Here is a 16,318-nt window from a genome sequence, read left to right as displayed (position 1 = left end):
TCCCCGATCGGAAGGCCGCGCCATGATCGACAAGCTCGAATTCCTGATCGCCCTCTCGCGCGAGCGCCATTTCGGCCGGGCCGCCGAGATCTGCGGGGTGACCCAGCCCACCCTATCGGCCGGCATCAAGCAGCTCGAAGGCGAACTCGGCGTGTTGCTGGTGGCGCGCGGCTCGCGTTTCCAAGGCTTCACGCCGGAGGGCGACCGGGTGCTGGAATGGGCCCGGCGCATCGTCGGCGACAGCCGCGCCATGCGCCAGGAGGTGGAGTCGCTCAAGCGCGGCCTCAATGGGCACCTCACCATCTCGGTGATCCCGACGGCGCTCTCCATGGTCGCCTCGATCACCACGCCCTTTCGGGCCCGCCACCCCAACGTGACGTTCTCCATCCTCTCGCGTCCCTCGACCACGGTGCTGCAGGAACTGGAGGACCTGGCCATCGATGCCGGCATCACCTATCTCGACAACGAGCCCTTGGGGAAGGTCTCGACGGTGGAGCTCTATCGCGAGACCTATTGCCTGCTGACCGACGTCAACGGCGAGTTTGCCGGCCGCAGCACGGTGAGCTGGGAGGAGCTCGGCCATGTGCCGCTCTGCCTGCTCACGCCCGACATGCAGAACCGGCGCATCGTCGACCATCTCCTGCGCAATGCCGAGACGCCGGTGGCCCCGACCCTGGTCTCCAACTCGATGCAGGTGCTGCTCTCGCATGTGCGCACGGGGCGCTGGTCCAGCGTGATGCCGTCGATCCTGATCGAGATGCTGGGCGCGGGCGACCATGTGCGCTCTATCCCCATCGTCGAGCCGCAGGCGCACCACAAGGTCGGCCTGATCACGCCCAAGCGCGAAACCCAGACACCCCTGGTCGCCGCCCTGATCGCGGAGGCGAAACGCTACGCCATGCAGATGGGGTGAGGCGATGCGCCTCACGGCGTTGTTGTCACATGTCCGCCCGCTTCCGTGCTGCAACGCTAAAACCCGCAGGTCGGCTCACTACCCCCGTGTTCAGTGTCTTTCATCAAGCCGCCATTGCCCTTTTCGCCGCCGAGGCCAAGAATCCAGAGCGGGTCAGGCCATGGCTTTCGGCGTAGCTATCAATTTGGCTCAAGACATCGGCCTGGAAGGTCACACTGACGCGCACGCTCTTAACTTCCTGGGCGACGGGAACCAGTATCGCAACACCATCCCGGTTCTCGGGATCCGCCATGATCGCCTCAAGGGATGAAGGCTCAGGCACAGCTTCGCCGTCCTCCGCCATTCCCTGCAGGTGAAGCGCAAGAGCCTCGGCCGCCATATCGCGCGCCTCGTCCAAGGTAGCGCCGGCAGATACGCACCCTGGAAGATCGGGAAACGATACGCCATAGAGGCTATCAGGGTCCTTATGGATCAATCCAATATATTGCCGCATTTCCGTTACCTCAATCTCAGTCCAGATTGCTTTTCGATGCTCTTCACGGTGCCGAGTGGAAGATCCCGCTTAGGGTGCGGAACCGTCACCCGCCCTGGTTTCGTCGGATGTCTGAGCTGAACGTGGCTGCCCTTCTGGGTCACCTCAGCCCAACCATCGGCTTTCAGAACGGAAATTATATCTCGGCTGTTCATGCATATAAATATATATCCCCGCACCGCGAGAGCAAGCGAGTTATGCATACTTATGCATATAAAATTGCACGTCATGAACCCTGGATGCTGAATTCCCCAGGGACGTTCTTTTGATGCTACGCGGATAGTGCACTTTGTTGATGGTTGGGCGGTATCAGCTTTGAAGCACAGCACCAGCTAAGCAGGCTGAAATCCCGCCTGAACTGCCGTACCGGCAAGGTTCGGGGATCCAGCGGCACACTCACATTCACAGTCAACCGGGATTTCTTTGCATCTTGGCGCCCGACGCGCTATCGGCATGGCCAAATCGATTGGACTAGGCTGCCCGCAATGAAGTTCACGCTTTCCTGGCTCAAGGATCACCTCGAGACCGACGCCACGCTCGACGAGATCGTCGACACCCTCACCCGCATCGGCCTGGAGGTCGAAGGGGTGGAGGATCCCGCCAAGAAGCTCTCGGGCTTTTCGATCGCCTATGTCGTCTCGGCCGAACAGCATCCCAATGCCGACAAGCTCAGGGTCTGCATGGTCGACACCGGCAAGGGCGAGCCCGTGCAGGTGGTCTGCGGCGCGCCCAATGCGCGGACCGGCATGAAATCGGTGTTCTCGCCGCCCGGCACCTATATTCCGGCCAAGAACATCACGCTCGCCATCGCCCCCGTGCGCGGGGTCGAGAGCCGCGGCATGCTGTGCTCGGAATTCGAGCTCGAGATCTCCAACGAGCATGACGGCATCATCGACCTGCCGGCCGACGCGCCTGTGGGCATGTCCTTTGCGGAGTATGCCGGCCTCAACGACCCGGTCATCGACGTGAACCTCACGCCGAACCGGCCCGACTGCACCGGCGTCGCCGGCATTGCCCGCGACCTCGCCGCCGCCGGTCTCGGCCGGCTGAAGACGCCCGCCGTGCCCTCCGTCGCCGGCGAAGGCCCCTGCCCGGTCACGGTGACGCTCGATTTCGGTGACACGCCCTCGCTCTGCCCGGGTTTCGCGCTTCGCCTGGTGCGTGGCGTCAAGAACGGTCCCTCGCCCACCTGGATGCAGCGCCGCCTCAGCGCCATCGGGCTGCGCCCGATCAATGCGCTGGTCGACATCACCAATTACGTCACCTTCGATCGCGGCCGGCCGCTGCATGTCTTCGACGCCGCCAAGATCGTGGGCGATCTCACCGTCCGGCGCGCCCGCGAGGGCGAGAGCATCGTGGCGCTCGACGGCAAGACCTATGCGCTCAACGACAGCATCTGCGTGATCGCAGACGGCAAGGGCCTGGAATCGATCGCCGGCATCATGGGCGGCGAGCATTCGGGCTGTGACGACGATACCACCGACGTGCTGATCGAATCGGCGCTGTGGGAGCCGCTGAACATTGCCCGCACCGGACGTGCGCTCGGCATCAACACCGATGCCCGCTACCGGTTCGAGCGCGGCGTCGATCCCGCCTTCATGGTGCCGGGCGTCGACCTCGCCACCCAGCTGGTGACGGAACTGTGCGGCGGCAAGCCCACGGAAACCCTCGTGGTGGGCGGCATCACCGCCGCGCCCGAGGTCCTGGACCTGCCGGCCCACGAGGTTGCGCGCCTGACGGGCCTGTCGACCAGCCTCTCCGAAAGCGCCGACATCCTCGAGCGCCTCGGCTTCGGGGTCATCCGCAAACCCGATTCGCTGGCGGTGACGGCGCCGAGCTGGCGCCCCGATATCGAGGGCAAGGCCGATCTCGTCGAGGAAGTGATGCGCATCGTCGGCGTCGACGCCATCCCGGTGACGCCGCTGCCACGCGAGGCCCATGTGCCGCTGCCGGTACTCACCGTGCTGCAGAAGCGCACCCGCCTGGCCAAGCGCAGCCTCGCCGCCCGCGGCCTGATGGAAGCGGTGACCTGGTCCTTCATCGCCAAGGGTGAGGCCGAGCGCTTCGGCGGCGGCCAGCCGACGCTGTCGCTCGCCAATCCGATCGCCGCCGATCTTTCCGACATGCGCCCGAGCCTGCTGCCGGGGCTGATCGCGGCCGGCCAGCGCAATGCCGATCGCGGCACCGGCGACGTCGCCCTGTTCGAGGTCGGCCAGATCTTCCGCGGCGACCGGCCCGAGGACCAGAAGATCGCCGCCAGCGGCATCCGCCGCGGCCAGGCGCGTCCCGGCGGCTTCGGCCGTCATTGGTCGGAGCCGGCAAGTGCGGTTGACGTGTTCGACGCCAAGGAGGATGCCCTCACTTTGCTGGCCGCCCTCGGCGCGCCGGTCGCCAGCTTCCAGATCGTTTCCGGAGCACCGTCCTGGTATCACCCCGGCCGCTCCGGCACGATCCAGCTCGGCCCGCAGAACATCATCGGCTGGTTCGGCGAACTGCATCCCCTGGCCCTGGAAGCGCTGGATGCCGGTGGACCGGTGGTCGGCTTCGAGATCATCCTCGACGCCATCCCGGTGCCCAAGCCCAAGGCAACCAAGACGCGCGGCGTGCTGGCCCTCTCGCCCTTCCAGCCGGTCACCCGCGACTTCGCCTTCCTGGTCGCGCGCAAAGTCAGGGCCGCCGACATCATCAAGGCCGCGCAGGGCGTCGACAAGAAACTGATCTCGAGCGTGTCGATCTTCGACATCTATGAAGGCAAGGGCATCGGCGAAGATCAGAAATCGGTCGCCGTCGAAGTGGTGCTGCAGCCGCAGGACCGCACGCTGACCGATGTCGAAATCGATGCCGTTGCCGCCAAGATCGTCGCCGAAGTCGGCAAGAAGACCGGAGCGACGCTGCGCGGATAAGACAGGCCGCCGCCCTTGGCGCGCGCCTGTGCTGTCGGGAAGAAAGAGGCGGACCGGACCCTAATGCGGTTCACTTAAGCGTTTCGGGGGGGGCGACCTTTGTCGTTGCCGGGCTTGACCCGGCAATCCGGTTCCCCGACGGTTCGTCCGTGCGGCTTCTGGGTAGCCGGGTCAAGCCCGGCTATGACAAATTCGGAGCGGTCCCTGCTTAAACGAACCGTATTACGGTCCCGGCCCGCCTTTTATTCGAACGGCATGACAAGGCGCTCCGGACCAGGGCGCGTTGCAGCCATCAAGGCTTGCGCCGGCGGTGCCCCTCGCCGCTCAGGCCTTGCCGCCGGCATGGAGGACCGCCTGCAGCAGCAGTGACATCTGCAGGGCGATGAAGGTGTCGACGAGTTCGAACAAGCTCGCATGGATCTCGATCGCTCGTCCCCCCGGAGCGTGCAGGGTGACATAGCCCTCTTCGGCCGCGTCCTCGAGCAAACGGCGGACATGGACACGCGAAACGCCGAAGCAATCGGCGACGGCGCCATAGTGAAAATGGACGGTACGATCCTTCAGGATTTCGCCCGGCATTTCCGTTGCAATCAGCCGGAGCAGGATCTCGAAACCGGCATCGCGCGCCATGAACAAGCGCATCTCGGGCACCAGGTCGACCAGGGTGCCGTGCATCAGGAAGTAATTGCTGCAATAACGCGCCAGCGTGCCGAGAAAGGCATCGTCGATCTCCACCCGCCGAACGGCGTAGTCGACATGCTGCAATTGCGCCAGCGCCTGCAGATAGGGCGTGATGACCTGCTTGGCGATGGTGATGCCGGCGCGCGTCGCCTCCAGGCGTTTGATGCGCTTGTCGCGCAGATCCTTGATCTGGCGCAGATAGCCGGCCTGGCGCAGCAGGTTCAACATGGCCCCGATGCGGTTGTGCCCGGCTAGGGCATGCACGGTACAGAAGGTCTGAACATCCGCCACCGTGACACCGGCCGGCGGATCATGGGGCGAGGCCGCGAAATGACGGCTCAGCACATAGGCGCCCACGATCAAGCGGATCTCATCCGTCGCCATATGGATCAGCGGCAGATGGGTCTTGAGAATGGCGACATAACGGCGCGCGAAGAGGGTCCGCGCAGCTTTGAAGCCGCTATGCGCTCTCAGGGCCTGGGCTTGTGCAATCACAGCTGACTGGTAATTCGGCAACGGAACGTTGAGCGGGTTCTGCAAACCGAAATGGTCGGTCGTATGAATCTTGGCGCACTCCGATAGAGACCCTGCGCTTCTCCAAGACAACTCGGTCAATCACCGCCTCTTTTTGCATGGGCTTGTGGTGTAACAACTGAGGACAAGTAAGAAGACGGCCCGGATCGGCCGGGCGTTCACTCCCACTGCAACAACATCATTGCAGCTCCACAGTTCCTATCATGTCGGTGAAAATTTAAAAGAAAATTTTACCCTACGATATCGATTACAATACCTAATGAATTTTCATTGCCACCTACACCTAACTAAGTGGTAAATATACTACTTAAGTACTAAATTTGACGTAAGCCGAAAACGAGCTCCGGAACGGGAAATCTTTCTTCCAGAGCGCCCCGCCCCTACCAAGACAAAATAATGTCTAAATAAAATTTACTTGGACAAAATCATATCCAAACATAGGAATATATCCGACCTAATCTATTACTTTGCAGCATCCTCTCACTCTTCCTAATTCATTCCCAAACGGCATGTCGACGTCATTCTCTCGAAATGCCTGCCGCGAGAGCCTTGGCGAGGTTGGGACGCATGAGAATAACGGCATCCCCCTGACTTAGACGCTGCGAAGGCCACGACCGCATCGCGAACCGCCCGCTTCTCGTCGCAGGGATGCCCGCACCGCTGCGTCATGGTTACTGTTTGGTTATAACTCGCGCCTAGAATCACCGCGATTCCGGCTTCCGCCTCGCACCAGCGAGGCGCAGGCCGCTCCCATCATCCGCACGGGCGACCTGTGGCCGCATCGGCGCCCGATTCTCGCGAAGGCATCCCATGACCCTGGCCAATATTCTGGAAGCGATCATCCTAGGCGTGGTCGAAGGCCTGACCGAATTCATTCCGGTCTCCTCGACCGGCCATCTCCTGCTTGCGGCGCGTTACCTGAAATTCGAGGGCGACGATTCTTTCGTGATCCTCATCCAGCTCGGCGCGATCCTGGCCTTGCTCGCCGTCTATGCCGAGAGGCTGTGGCGCATCGCCACCGCCCTGCCCAAGGACCGGGAGGCCCAGCATTTCGTCCTCGGCGTGCTGGTTGCCTTCCTGCCGGCCGTCGTCCTCGGCGTGCTGCTCGAGCACAAGATGAAGCAATATCTCTTCAATGTGCCGGTGGTCTGCTACGCCCTGATCGCCGGCGGCCTGGTCCTGCTTGCCATCGAACAGTTCAAGATCGAGAAGCGCTTCTCCAATTGCTATGTGCTGCCCCTGCCGGTCTATCTGAAGATCGGCCTGTTCCAGTGCCTGTCGATGATCCCCGGTGTTTCGCGCTCGGGCTCCACCATCGTCGGCGGCATGCTGCTCGGCCTCGACAAGCGCTCGGCGGCGGAATTCTCCTTCTTCCTGGCGATGCCGACCATGGTCGGCGCCTTCGTCTATGAATTCGCCAAATCCTACAAGACGATGACGACCGACAATCTCGGCCTGACCGCCATCGGCTTCGTCACGGCCTTCATCTCGGGCTGGTTCGTGGTGAAGACTTTGCTGGATTTCGTATCCAAGCGCGGTCTCGCCCTGTTCGGATGGTGGCGCATCGTGGTCGGCGTCCTCGGCCTCGCAGCCTACTACACGATGGGCTGAAGACGAGTTCCAACGCAAAGGGCCGGTCCATGGACCGGCCCTTTTCCGTTCCGACTGCCGTTTCCGGTCGTCAGGCCACCTTGTTCTCGAACTGGCCAGCCTTGCGAAAGCGCCACAGATAGCTCGGCGCGATCGCTTCCACCGTCGCCGGCTGGATGCCCAGCCCTTCCAGCGTCAGGCCGGCCTTGCTGGCGTCCTCCGTCACGACATTGTCGTGGCGCAGCAGCGTGACCTGATCGCGCGTCAAGGGTGGCGTGAACAGGCCGAGCGACAAGGTCCCCAGCAGCTCGAACACGGTCGCCTGCACATTGGCGATGGCGAAAGGCATCGGCACCAGCAGGCGCTTGCGGTTGGTGGTCTTGAGCACATATTCGAAGATCTGGCGCAGGGTCAGCACTTCCTGGCCGCCGAGTTCGTAGGTCGCGCCCGGCTTCAGGGCCCCCTCGGCGCCGCGGGCCAGCACTTCGGCGACATCGCCGACGAAAACCGGCTGGAACTTGGTCTCGCCACCGCCGATCAAGGGCAGCACCGGCGACATCCGCGCCAGACCGGCGAACTTGTTGAAGAAATCATCATCCGGCCCGAACATCACCGAAGGCCTGAGGATGATGGTGTCCTCGAAAGCGGTACGGGCCGCTTCCTCGCCCTTGAGCTTGCTCTTGGCATAGAGCGAATCGGAGCGCGCATGCAGGCCGAGGGCCGAGACATGCACGAAGCGCTGCACGCCGGCGGCCTTGGCAGCGCGGGCGATCGCGCCGGGGCCGAAAGCCTGCACCGCGTCGAAACTGTTGGCGCCGTGCTCATGCATGACGCCGACCAGATTGACCACCGCTTCGGCACCCTCGACGGCGGCGGCAACCGACGCCGGATAACGCAGGTTCGCCTGCACGCCGTGGATCTGGCCGACGGCGCCCGCGGTCATCAGATATTGGGCGAGATCCGGGCGGCGCACGGCCACGCGCACGCGAAAGCCGCGCTTGGCGAGCGAGCGCACGAGATTGCGGCCCACAAATCCCGATCCACCGAAAACCGTGACCAAGCGATCGCTGACTGGCGCCATTTGCTAGAAACCTTCGAGAATGGACGATTGGGTTTTCCTTAGCGCGGCAGGCCGGGACTGTATAGAGCAATAAGCGCCCCCTGGGTTGCCTCCCGCCACGCAGACGAAACATCGGGCAACGCAGAGTGGGCCGGAAGCATCCGCTTTACTTTTAATCCGCCGCATCTCACAATTTCTCGCATACTTTATCCATGGAGACGCCCAATGGATATCGCGCAGTCGGTTGGAAGCGGCGGAACCAACGCGAAATGTGACGTCTTTTGCGTGCAGCTGCTGCTCAATGTCTGGCGCGCGAGCAAGGAGCTGAGAGAGATCCGCGAAGATGGGATCGTCGGTCCCGAGACAATCGCAGCAATCGAGAAGTTCCAACACGATGTCACGAAATGGGTCGATGGGCGCGTTGACCCAGGCGGCAGGGCACATCGGGCCTTGAGAGAGTTCGCCGCACCCTATGTCAACGAGGCGCTTGGTTTCATTTCCCTCGGCATCCCGACAACCGTTATTCCGCTGGAATATGAGAACCTCGTTCTGCCAACGAGCGAGCTGAACATCGTGCGGATCGACCGACTTCGCCAGAACCGCGATATATCCAGATGACGGAAGTGCCGATCGTCGATTTCATGAAGCTGTTCGACAGCATCAGCGCGCTGCTCAATCAGCTTGCGCGAGGCCAGTTTTTGCGCGGAACCTTCGAGGCGGCATTGGTTGAAGCCCAAGGAGCGACTTGGGTCGGCGGCTCTACGGGAAATCACCTGAAGGAACTGACCGACGCGCGCGCGATGCTGGTGAACACCGAGCAAGGCATTCGTAAGATCGTGGACATCATAGGATTTCAAAGTCCGCAGGTCTCGGCCCGTCTTAGCAGGATTCTCGACGACAACTTGTTCAACAGGACGGGCCAGCTGCGTGCTGCCATTACCGAGACCGAGACGCTGGCCGCCGAACTCAAGGTGAGCAACGGGACGCGCTTTCAGGGCGTGCAATTTTTCGAGGGCGGCCCCGGCGGCAATGTGGCGCGCACCCTATCGTCGTTGCCGTCGGAACAATTGAAGACTCCAGCGCTTCAATCCCAACTCAGGCAGGGCGTGGATGCGACGCTGCTGCCACGGGCACACCCACTGGCTCAGCGCACCATGGAAGCGCTTCGCCAGATGCCTGTGACGTTCGAAGACATCAAACAGAACGTCGGCAAGATAACAACCAGTCTCATAGGCGCCATCCGCCTGTGGATGAGCCAATTCATGCAACAGGCCGGAGCGGCTGCGCGCCTAGCGATGGTGGCACTCGAACAGGCACTGGTCTCTTTCGGCAGCCGCCTCACCACGCCTCTCATTTTGATCGGGCGGCCATGGGGCGAACCACCTCCCGAGGCTTGAACCTTTAGCAGCGACGCCCGCAGGCCCTAAGGGAGGCTTGCTCCGAAGCCGGCTCTCGCAGAAGATCGGCTGGAATCAGGGAGGAGCTGGCATTGCGGCGCAACCCTGAAGGATGACTTCGCCGTTTCATCCGCCCACCAAAGAGCATTCCGTCGAGCGACCCGTGAGCAGATGACCGCCTCTGTGATGCCCCATGACGGCCTCGGCCTGGATACGCTGCGCCTGGAAACCCTGATCCGGCTGCGCTGGATGGCGATCGCCGGCCAGCTGGTCGCGGTTCTCGGCGTACGCTACGGTCTCGGCTTCCCCGTGCCTCTGCAGGCCTGCCTGCCCCTGATCGGCGTCTCCATCCTGGTCAATGTCGCCTTGCGGCTGCGCTATCCGGCGACCGAGCGTGTCGACCCGGCCCGCGCCGCTACCCTGCTCGGATTCGATATCGTGCAGCTTGCGGCACTGCTCTTCCTCACCGGCGGCCTGCAGAACCCCTTCTCCTTCCTGTTCCTTGCGCCGGTGATGATCTCGGCGACCTCGCTGCCGCCCCTGATGACCCTCGCGCTCGGGCTCCTGGCCATCGGCTGTGCCTCCCTGCTCACGGCCTGGCACCTGCCCCTGCCCTGGTTCGAGGGGAAAGAGTTCGACATGCCGATGCTCTATGTCATCGGCATGTGGTTCTCGGTGCTGCTGGGCCTGGCTTTCATCGGCGTCTATGCTTGGCGGGTGGCCGAGGAAGCCCGCCTGCTCTCCAATGCCCTGGCCGCCACCGAACTGGTGCTGGCGCGCGAGCAGCATCTGTCCCAGCTCGACGGCATGGCCGCCGCCGCCGCGCATGAACTGGGTACGCCGCTCGCCACCATCGCGCTGGTGGCCAAGGAGCTGGAGGTTGCCGCCCCGCCGGAAGGCGATTTCGTCGACGACATCCGCCTGCTGCGCAGCCAGGTCGAGCGCTGCCGCGAGATTCTGGGCAAGCTCGCCTCGCTGGGCGACGATGGCGGCACGCCCTTCGCCCGCCTGCCCCTGCCGCTGCTGATCGAGGAAGTGTCCGCGCCGCATCGCGATTTCGGCATTGCCATCTCGGCCGAATTCCAAGGCCTGGAGGAGGATGCTCCCTCCGCCCCACGCAATCCCGGCATGCTCTATGGTCTCGGCAATATCGTCGAGAACGCGGTCGATTTCGCCAAATCCAAGGTGAGCATAACCGCCAGCTGGGACGCCAAGACGGTGACCCTGATCGTCGGTGACGATGGCCCCGGCTTTCCTTCCGAAATCATGGGACGCCTCGGCGATCCCTATGTCACCCAGCGTCGCCCGCGCCTGCCGGGCCAGCCGGGCGGCGGCCTCGGCCTCGGCTTCTTCATCGCCAAGACGCTGCTCGAGCGTTCCGGCGCCGCGATCGCCCTGGCGAACCGCTCCTGGCCGGACAGCGGCGCCGTCGTCAGGCTGGAATGGCCGCGCGACGTCTTCGAGCGCTAGGAGTTGTGGACTCTTGGGATTCCCAAGAGTGGGGGTATGTGATTCAAAGCTGTCTTTTGGAGGCAGCGATGGGTGTTTTGGACCGTCTGATTCTACGCGACGATCAATGGGAGCGTATTTCGGCGCATATTATCGGTGACGAACGGACGCGCGGTTCGTCTGGTCACGATAACCGGATGTTTGTGGAAGCGGTGTTGTGGATCGTGCGCACCGGTTCGCCCTGGCGTGACCTGCCCGAGGTCTTCGGTGAGTGGAACAGTGTCTTCCGTCGCTTCAGCCGTTGGAGCCATAAGGGTGTATGGTGGCGCATCTTCACGGCGATGTCGGACGATCCGGACTTCGAGTATCTGATCGTTGATTCCACCATCATCCGTGCCCATCAGCATGCTTCGGGCGCCAAAAAAGGGGGTCTGAAGATCAGGCCCTTGGCCGTTCTCGCGGCGGCCTGAGCACCAAGATCCATATGGCTGTCAGAGGTCTTGGCTGCCCGGTGCGCTTCACCCTGACCGCCGGCCACAGAGGCGATTGCCCTCAGGCCTATGCCTTGATCGACGGCTTACCCGCCAAGGTCGTGATGGCCGACGCCGCTTACGACGCCGATCGCCTGCGCCAGGCAATTGCAGACAAAGATGCTGTGGCTGTCATCCCAAGCAACCCGTCGCGGGCTCGAAAATACCCTGTCGACAAGCACCTCTACGCCCAGCGCCACCTCATCGAGTGTTGCTTCTCAAAGCTCAAGCAGTTCCGACGGGTCGCTACTCGTTTCGAGAAAACCGCTAGAAATTATCTCGCCGTCATAACCCTTGCCGCTACAGTTCTATGGATCAGATAAGTGTCCACAACTCCTAAGGGCTCGCAGGGCTTCGCTCGGACATGGACAAATCGCCTCCGATACCCCTAAGCGATTGCATTCTCCAGATTATTTGTAAGACCTTTCATTCAAGAAAATGCATCAAAACAAAGACTTAAGGAAAATTTGCGCTACAATGCCTCCAAGAACTGCTCGTCGAGCCGCGAGAAAAAACTGGTGGAGGCCGCGATCAACCAAGCGGGAACAGCGAGTACTGCCAGGACTTGTGCCGGTCTTCTCGGTGCCGTGCGGCGGCAAGGATATGCAGCTGGTATGCAGGTCGCGCCCGACAGCAACGCGCGGGCTTCGCTGCTCGAATTCTTTCCGCAGGCCCTGATCGCATGCATCGTTACCCCGGCCACGCCCCATAATAATCTCTGGGGATTGCAATCGGCGCATAACCGAATAAACGATAGCTGGCTGTCGCCAGTGAAATTTCTTCACTTTGCCGCTATAGTCCCCACTGTGGCGAACTGTCGCGCCAAAGGAGGCGATCGGGGTCTTCGATCACTTGACCATATCGTCAGCAACGGGTCGGTCTGCGATGCGTTGCCGACGATAAGGTCCGGAGGGAGCGGGGGTCTCGCGCTGAATTGGCGAGATGCTTTCCCTTCACGCGAAACGGAGCCCCTTCGCTCGAACCAAGGATAGGTGAGTCCGCATTATGGTTGCCCCTGAATTTCCCGATCGTTCACTCCTTCTCGTCGATGACGACAAGGCGTTCCTGCAGCGTTTGGGCCGAGCCATGGAAGCCAGGGGCTACACCGTCACCACGGCCGACACGGTCGCCGAGGGACTGGCGCAGGTGGAAGGCTCGCCGCCCGCCTTCGCCGTGATCGACATGAAACTCACCGACGGCTCCGGCCTCGACGTGATCTCGCGCCTGAAGGTGAAGCGCCCCGATGCGCGCGGCATCATCCTCACCGGTTACGGCAACATTGCCACCGCCGTCACGGCGGTGAAGCTGGGTGCCTTCGACTATATCGCCAAACCGGCCGATGCCGACGACATCCATGCGGCGCTGATGGCCGATCCCAGCCACAAGCCGGAGCTGCCCGAGAACCCGATGTCCGCCGACAGGGTGCGCTGGGAGCACATCCAGCGTGTCTATGAGCTCTGCGGCCGCAACGTCTCCGAGACCGCGCGACGCCTGGCCATGCACCGGCGCACCCTGCAGCGCATCCTGGCCAAGCGCGCGCCACGATAGTTTGGCGTACTTTCACCGGCCATAAGACACTTCTAAGCCGCGAGGGAAACATCGCACTCCCGCGATGCTTGCGCTTCATGCCGCATCCGGCTAGCCCTTTGGCGAATTCCGGAGCAGGACGCATTCAAGCAAGAATGCTCATCTGTTCCGGCTCTTAGGTTCGGCGCGTCTTTGCGGATCTTGCCGATCCCGGCACATCGCAAAACGCTTGAGGGAGTGAATCATGAAGACGAGAGCGGCTGTGGCATGGAAGGCGGGAGCGCCCCTGACGGTCGAGACCATCGAGATCGGCGGCCCCAAGGCGGGCGAGGTGCTGGTCGAGATCATGGCCACGGGCGTGTGCCATACCGATGCCTACACGCTGTCCGGTGCCGATCCGGAAGGCCTGTTCCCTGCCATTCTGGGCCATGAGGGTGCGGGCATCGTGCGCGAGGTGGGTGCCGGTGTCACCAGCCTGAAGCCGGGCGACCATGTCATTCCGCTCTACACGCCCGAATGCCGCCAGTGCAAAACCTGCCTGTCGCAACGTTCGAACCTGTGCACCGCCATCCGCAGCACCCAGGGCAAGGGCGTGATGCCCGACGGCACCAGCCGCTTCGCCTGTGACGGCGGCGAGGTCTTCCACTATATGGGCTGCTCGACCTTCTCGAACTTCACGGTGCTGCCGGAGATCGCGCTGGCCAAGGTGCGCGAGGACGCTCCCTTCGACAAGATCTGCTACATCGGCTGCGGCGTCACCACCGGCATCGGCGCGGTGATCAATACGGGCAAGGTCTGGCCCGGCGCCAATGTCGTGGTGTTCGGCCTCGGCGGCATCGGCCTCAACGTGATCCAGGGCGCCCGCATGGTGGGTGCCGACAAGATCATCGGCGTCGATCTCAACCCGGCCAAGGTCGAGATGGCCAAGAAGTTCGGCATGACCCATTTCGTCAATCCGGCGGAAGTCGGCCATGACAAGGTGGTTGAGGCCATCGTCGATCTCACCGGCGGCGGCGCCGATTTCTCCTTCGAATGCATCGGCCTGCCGGTGACCATGCGCCAGGCCCTGGAATGCTGCCATCGCGGCTGGGGCGAATCGATCATCATCGGCGTGGCGGCCTCGGGCCAGGAAATCTCCACCCGCCCGTTCCAGCTCGTCACCGGGCGCGTCTGGAAAGGCACCGCCTTCGGCGGCGCACGCGGCCGCACCGACGTGCCGAAGATCGTCGACTGGTACATGGAAGGCAAGATCGAGATCGACAGCCTGATCACCCACACCATGCCGCTCGACGAGATCAACACCGCCTTCGACCTGATGCATGAAGGCAAGTCGATCCGCTCGGTGGTCACCTTCTGAAGACCGGCTGCCGGGCCTGGCCTCGGCAGGACGCAATGATCGATCCGCGCTCGGTTTCCACGGGCGCGGATTTTCCTTATCCGCTTCATCTAACTTTACAAACGCCCGGACGGCGCGAAACCTCTCCTGGCTAGGCTTTGTCATCCCGCAATGCCCGGCGCGGCCCTTGCCGTGCGGCACTGCCCTTGATGGAGACTGACATGAGTGAAAGCCCGAACGCTTCCGTCCCCGCCCGCCGCTGGCCACGCGTGCTGGTGCTCGGCGGCGCCATGGCGGCCGGCATCGCCCTCGGCGCCGGCGGATTGGCTGCTGCCGCCGTAATGGGCGGTGGTGGCTGGCATCACGGCCCCCGGCTCGAGCGCATCCAGAATTTCGTGCGGATGTCGCTGGATTCGGTCGCGGCCACCTCCGAGCAAGAGGCCAAGGTGCACGACATCGTCGCTGCCGCCTATACCGACCTCGCCCCCAAGCCAGAAAACCGGGCCGCCTTCCGCAAGCAGGCCATCGATCTCCTGCGCGCGCCCACTATCGACAAGGCGGCGGTCGAGAAACTGCGTAGCGACTTCGTGGCCCGGACCGACGCCAAGTCGAAACGCTTCGTCGAAGCCGTGCTCGCTACCGCCGACGTGCTGACGCCCGAGCAGCGCGCCAAGCTGGCCGATCGTGCCGATCTTTGGCGCCCGCACGGCCCGATGATGGGCGGCCATCGCGGACACCCTGACGGACAAGGCCGCCCCGAACGGCCGGATGATGGCGGCCAGGACGGCGAGAACGGCGACAATTGAGGCCCCTGGAGCAGAGCGCACTTGGCGACAAACGCCGCTTTGCTCCAACTCGCTGTTGCCAGGCCAATCCAACGGATTGGCGAGTGTGCCTTCGCGATACATGGCAATTCCATCAAGTCGCGAAACGCTCTAGGATCGATACAGAATGACGGCCGCTCCTCCCGGGGAGCGGCCGAATGGATTTTTCTTCAACTCTTTGTTTTGACGCATTTTCTCAATTGAAAAGTCGACCGTCTTTTCCAGAAAATGCATTCGTGCGGAGCAGGCAGTGGGCGTGGAACGCATCCTGATCATCGACGACGACACCAGGCTGGCCGCCATGCTCGGCGATTATCTGGCGGCGGCGGGTTTCGACGTCGATCACAGGCCGTCGGGCACGGAAGGCCTCGGCGCCATCGAGCGCGACGGCTACGATGCCGTGGTACTCGACATCATGCTCCCGGACTTCGACGGCTTCGAGGTCTGCCGTCGCCTGCGCATGCGCTCCAACATTCCCGTGGTGATGCTGACTGCAAGGGGCGACGACACCGATCGCATCGTCGGGCTCGAGATCGGGGCCGACGACTATCTGCCCAAGCCCTTCAACCCGCGCGAACTGCTCGCACGCCTGCGGGCCGTGCTGCGCCGGCGCACCGCGCCGGCCGAACTCGACAACCAGACCCTGCGCTTCGGGCGTCTCACCATTGATCGCGGTTCGCGCAGCGCCCGCATCGATGGCGAGGAACGTCCGCTCACCAGCCATCAGTTCGATCTGCTCCTGGCGCTGGCCGACAATGCAGGCCGGGTGCTCAACCGCGAAAGACTGATGGATCTGGTGAAGGGCGAGGAGCTGGAGGTCTTCGACCGTTCGATCGACGTGCACATCTCCCGCATCCGCGCCGCCATCGAGGACGATGCCAAGCATCCGCGCCGCATTCTCACCGTGCGCGGTGCCGGCTATGTCTTCGCCAAGCGGCAGGATGCGGACTAGAGCAAAGTGCGATTTCGCTGAATCGCACTTTCTCTCTAACCTTTTGTTTTGACGCGTTTTCTTAATCGAAAAGTCTATCAACTTTTTTGG

15 protein-coding genes are annotated in these 16,318 nt (G+C 62.7%); 11 read left to right on the top strand and 4 right to left on the bottom strand.

Annotated elements, in window-relative coordinates; all coding sequences use genetic code 11:
* Positions 1-22 precede the first annotated feature (22 nt).
* Positions 23-913 carry a LysR family transcriptional regulator gene (locus tag ACIGJE_RS07175; RefSeq protein WP_311943785.1) on the top strand — a complete coding sequence of 297 codons (891 nt, stop codon included), beginning with the start codon at positions 23-25 and terminating at the stop codon, positions 911-913.
* A gap of 103 nt (positions 914-1,016) precedes the next feature.
* Here the strand turns inward: ACIGJE_RS07175 and ACIGJE_RS07170 are convergent, their stop codons facing one another.
* Together ACIGJE_RS07170 and ACIGJE_RS07165 are read right to left on the bottom strand one after the other, a co-directional pair.
* Positions 1,017-1,406: a type II toxin-antitoxin system HicB family antitoxin gene (locus tag ACIGJE_RS07170; protein WP_068290762.1), complete on the bottom strand. Its 390-nt coding sequence runs from the start codon at positions 1,404-1,406 to the stop codon at positions 1,017-1,019.
* A gap of 5 nt (positions 1,407-1,411) precedes the next feature.
* Positions 1,412-1,600: a type II toxin-antitoxin system HicA family toxin gene (locus tag ACIGJE_RS07165; protein ID WP_311943781.1), complete on the bottom strand. Its 189-nt coding sequence runs from the start codon at positions 1,598-1,600 to the stop codon at positions 1,412-1,414.
* Between the two features lie 330 nt (positions 1,601-1,930).
* On the opposite strand from ACIGJE_RS07165, the gene pheT reads away from it, so the two are divergent.
* The gene (gene pheT / locus ACIGJE_RS07160; protein WP_483679648.1) at positions 1,931-4,348 is read left to right on the top strand and encodes a phenylalanine--tRNA ligase subunit beta; all 2,418 of its coding nucleotides are present in this window, start codon (positions 1,931-1,933) and stop codon (positions 4,346-4,348) included.
* Between the two features lie 324 nt (positions 4,349-4,672).
* On the opposite strand, the gene ACIGJE_RS07155 is transcribed toward pheT, so the two are convergent.
* A complete protein-coding gene (locus ACIGJE_RS07155) occupies positions 4,673-5,524 on the bottom strand; it encodes a hypothetical protein (protein WP_311943777.1) in 852 nt (283 codons plus the stop codon).
* An 849-nt stretch (positions 5,525-6,373) separates the two neighbouring features.
* Here ACIGJE_RS07155 and ACIGJE_RS07150 point away from each other — a divergent pair.
* Positions 6,374-7,174 carry an undecaprenyl-diphosphate phosphatase gene (locus tag ACIGJE_RS07150; protein ID WP_311943774.1) on the top strand — a complete coding sequence of 267 codons (801 nt, stop codon included), beginning with the start codon at positions 6,374-6,376 and terminating at the stop codon, positions 7,172-7,174.
* Between the two features lie 70 nt (positions 7,175-7,244).
* Here ACIGJE_RS07150 and ACIGJE_RS07145 read toward each other — a convergent pair whose 3' ends face one another.
* Positions 7,245-8,234: a complex I NDUFA9 subunit family protein gene (locus ACIGJE_RS07145; protein WP_483679646.1), complete on the bottom strand. Its 990-nt coding sequence runs from the start codon at positions 8,232-8,234 to the stop codon at positions 7,245-7,247.
* A gap of 204 nt (positions 8,235-8,438) precedes the next feature.
* Between ACIGJE_RS07145 and ACIGJE_RS07140 the strand changes: the two genes are divergently transcribed.
* From ACIGJE_RS07140 to ACIGJE_RS07105, 8 genes are all read left to right on the top strand, one after another.
* Positions 8,439-8,831, top strand: coding sequence for a peptidoglycan-binding domain-containing protein (locus ACIGJE_RS07140; RefSeq protein ID WP_311943768.1), 393 nt, complete (start codon positions 8,439-8,441; stop codon positions 8,829-8,831).
* Entirely contained in the window at positions 8,828-9,610 is a 783-nt protein-coding gene (locus ACIGJE_RS07135; protein ID WP_311943765.1) for a hypothetical protein, read from the top strand. Before ACIGJE_RS07140 ends, ACIGJE_RS07135 begins: the two co-directional genes overlap by 4 nt.
* Before the next feature lie 171 nt (positions 9,611-9,781).
* The gene (locus tag ACIGJE_RS07130; protein ID WP_311943762.1) at positions 9,782-11,080 is read left to right on the top strand and encodes an ActS/PrrB/RegB family redox-sensitive histidine kinase; all 1,299 of its coding nucleotides are present in this window, start codon (positions 9,782-9,784) and stop codon (positions 11,078-11,080) included.
* A 68-nt stretch (positions 11,081-11,148) separates the two neighbouring features.
* A protein-coding gene (locus tag ACIGJE_RS07125; protein WP_440727486.1) for an IS5 family transposase occupies positions 11,149-11,912 on the top strand; the annotation gives its coding sequence in 2 pieces (ribosomal slippage) (positions 11,149-11,484 and positions 11,487-11,912; 762 coding nt in all).
* 682 nt (positions 11,913-12,594) lie between these two features.
* Complete coding sequence (locus tag ACIGJE_RS07120; RefSeq protein ID WP_068290777.1) at positions 12,595-13,137, top strand: ActR/PrrA/RegA family redox response regulator transcription factor; 543 nt, start codon at positions 12,595-12,597, stop codon at positions 13,135-13,137.
* A 223-nt stretch (positions 13,138-13,360) separates the two neighbouring features.
* On the top strand, positions 13,361-14,473 hold the full coding sequence (locus tag ACIGJE_RS07115; protein ID WP_311943758.1) for an S-(hydroxymethyl)glutathione dehydrogenase/class III alcohol dehydrogenase: 1,113 nt from the start codon (positions 13,361-13,363) through the stop codon (positions 14,471-14,473).
* 200 nt (positions 14,474-14,673) lie between these two features.
* Complete coding sequence (locus ACIGJE_RS07110) at positions 14,674-15,258, top strand: Spy/CpxP family protein refolding chaperone (protein ID WP_483679643.1); 585 nt, start codon at positions 14,674-14,676, stop codon at positions 15,256-15,258.
* Positions 15,259-15,526: 268 nt separating this feature from the next.
* The gene (locus ACIGJE_RS07105) at positions 15,527-16,228 is read left to right on the top strand and encodes a response regulator (protein ID WP_256390538.1); all 702 of its coding nucleotides are present in this window, start codon (positions 15,527-15,529) and stop codon (positions 16,226-16,228) included.
* Positions 16,229-16,318: the final 90 nt, after the last annotated feature.

This window comes from Labrys sp. E2SS-1L (assembly GCF_057073705.1).
The sequence above is the reverse complement of the archived record's forward strand: the minus strand, read 5'-3'. Positions and strand labels throughout refer to the sequence as shown.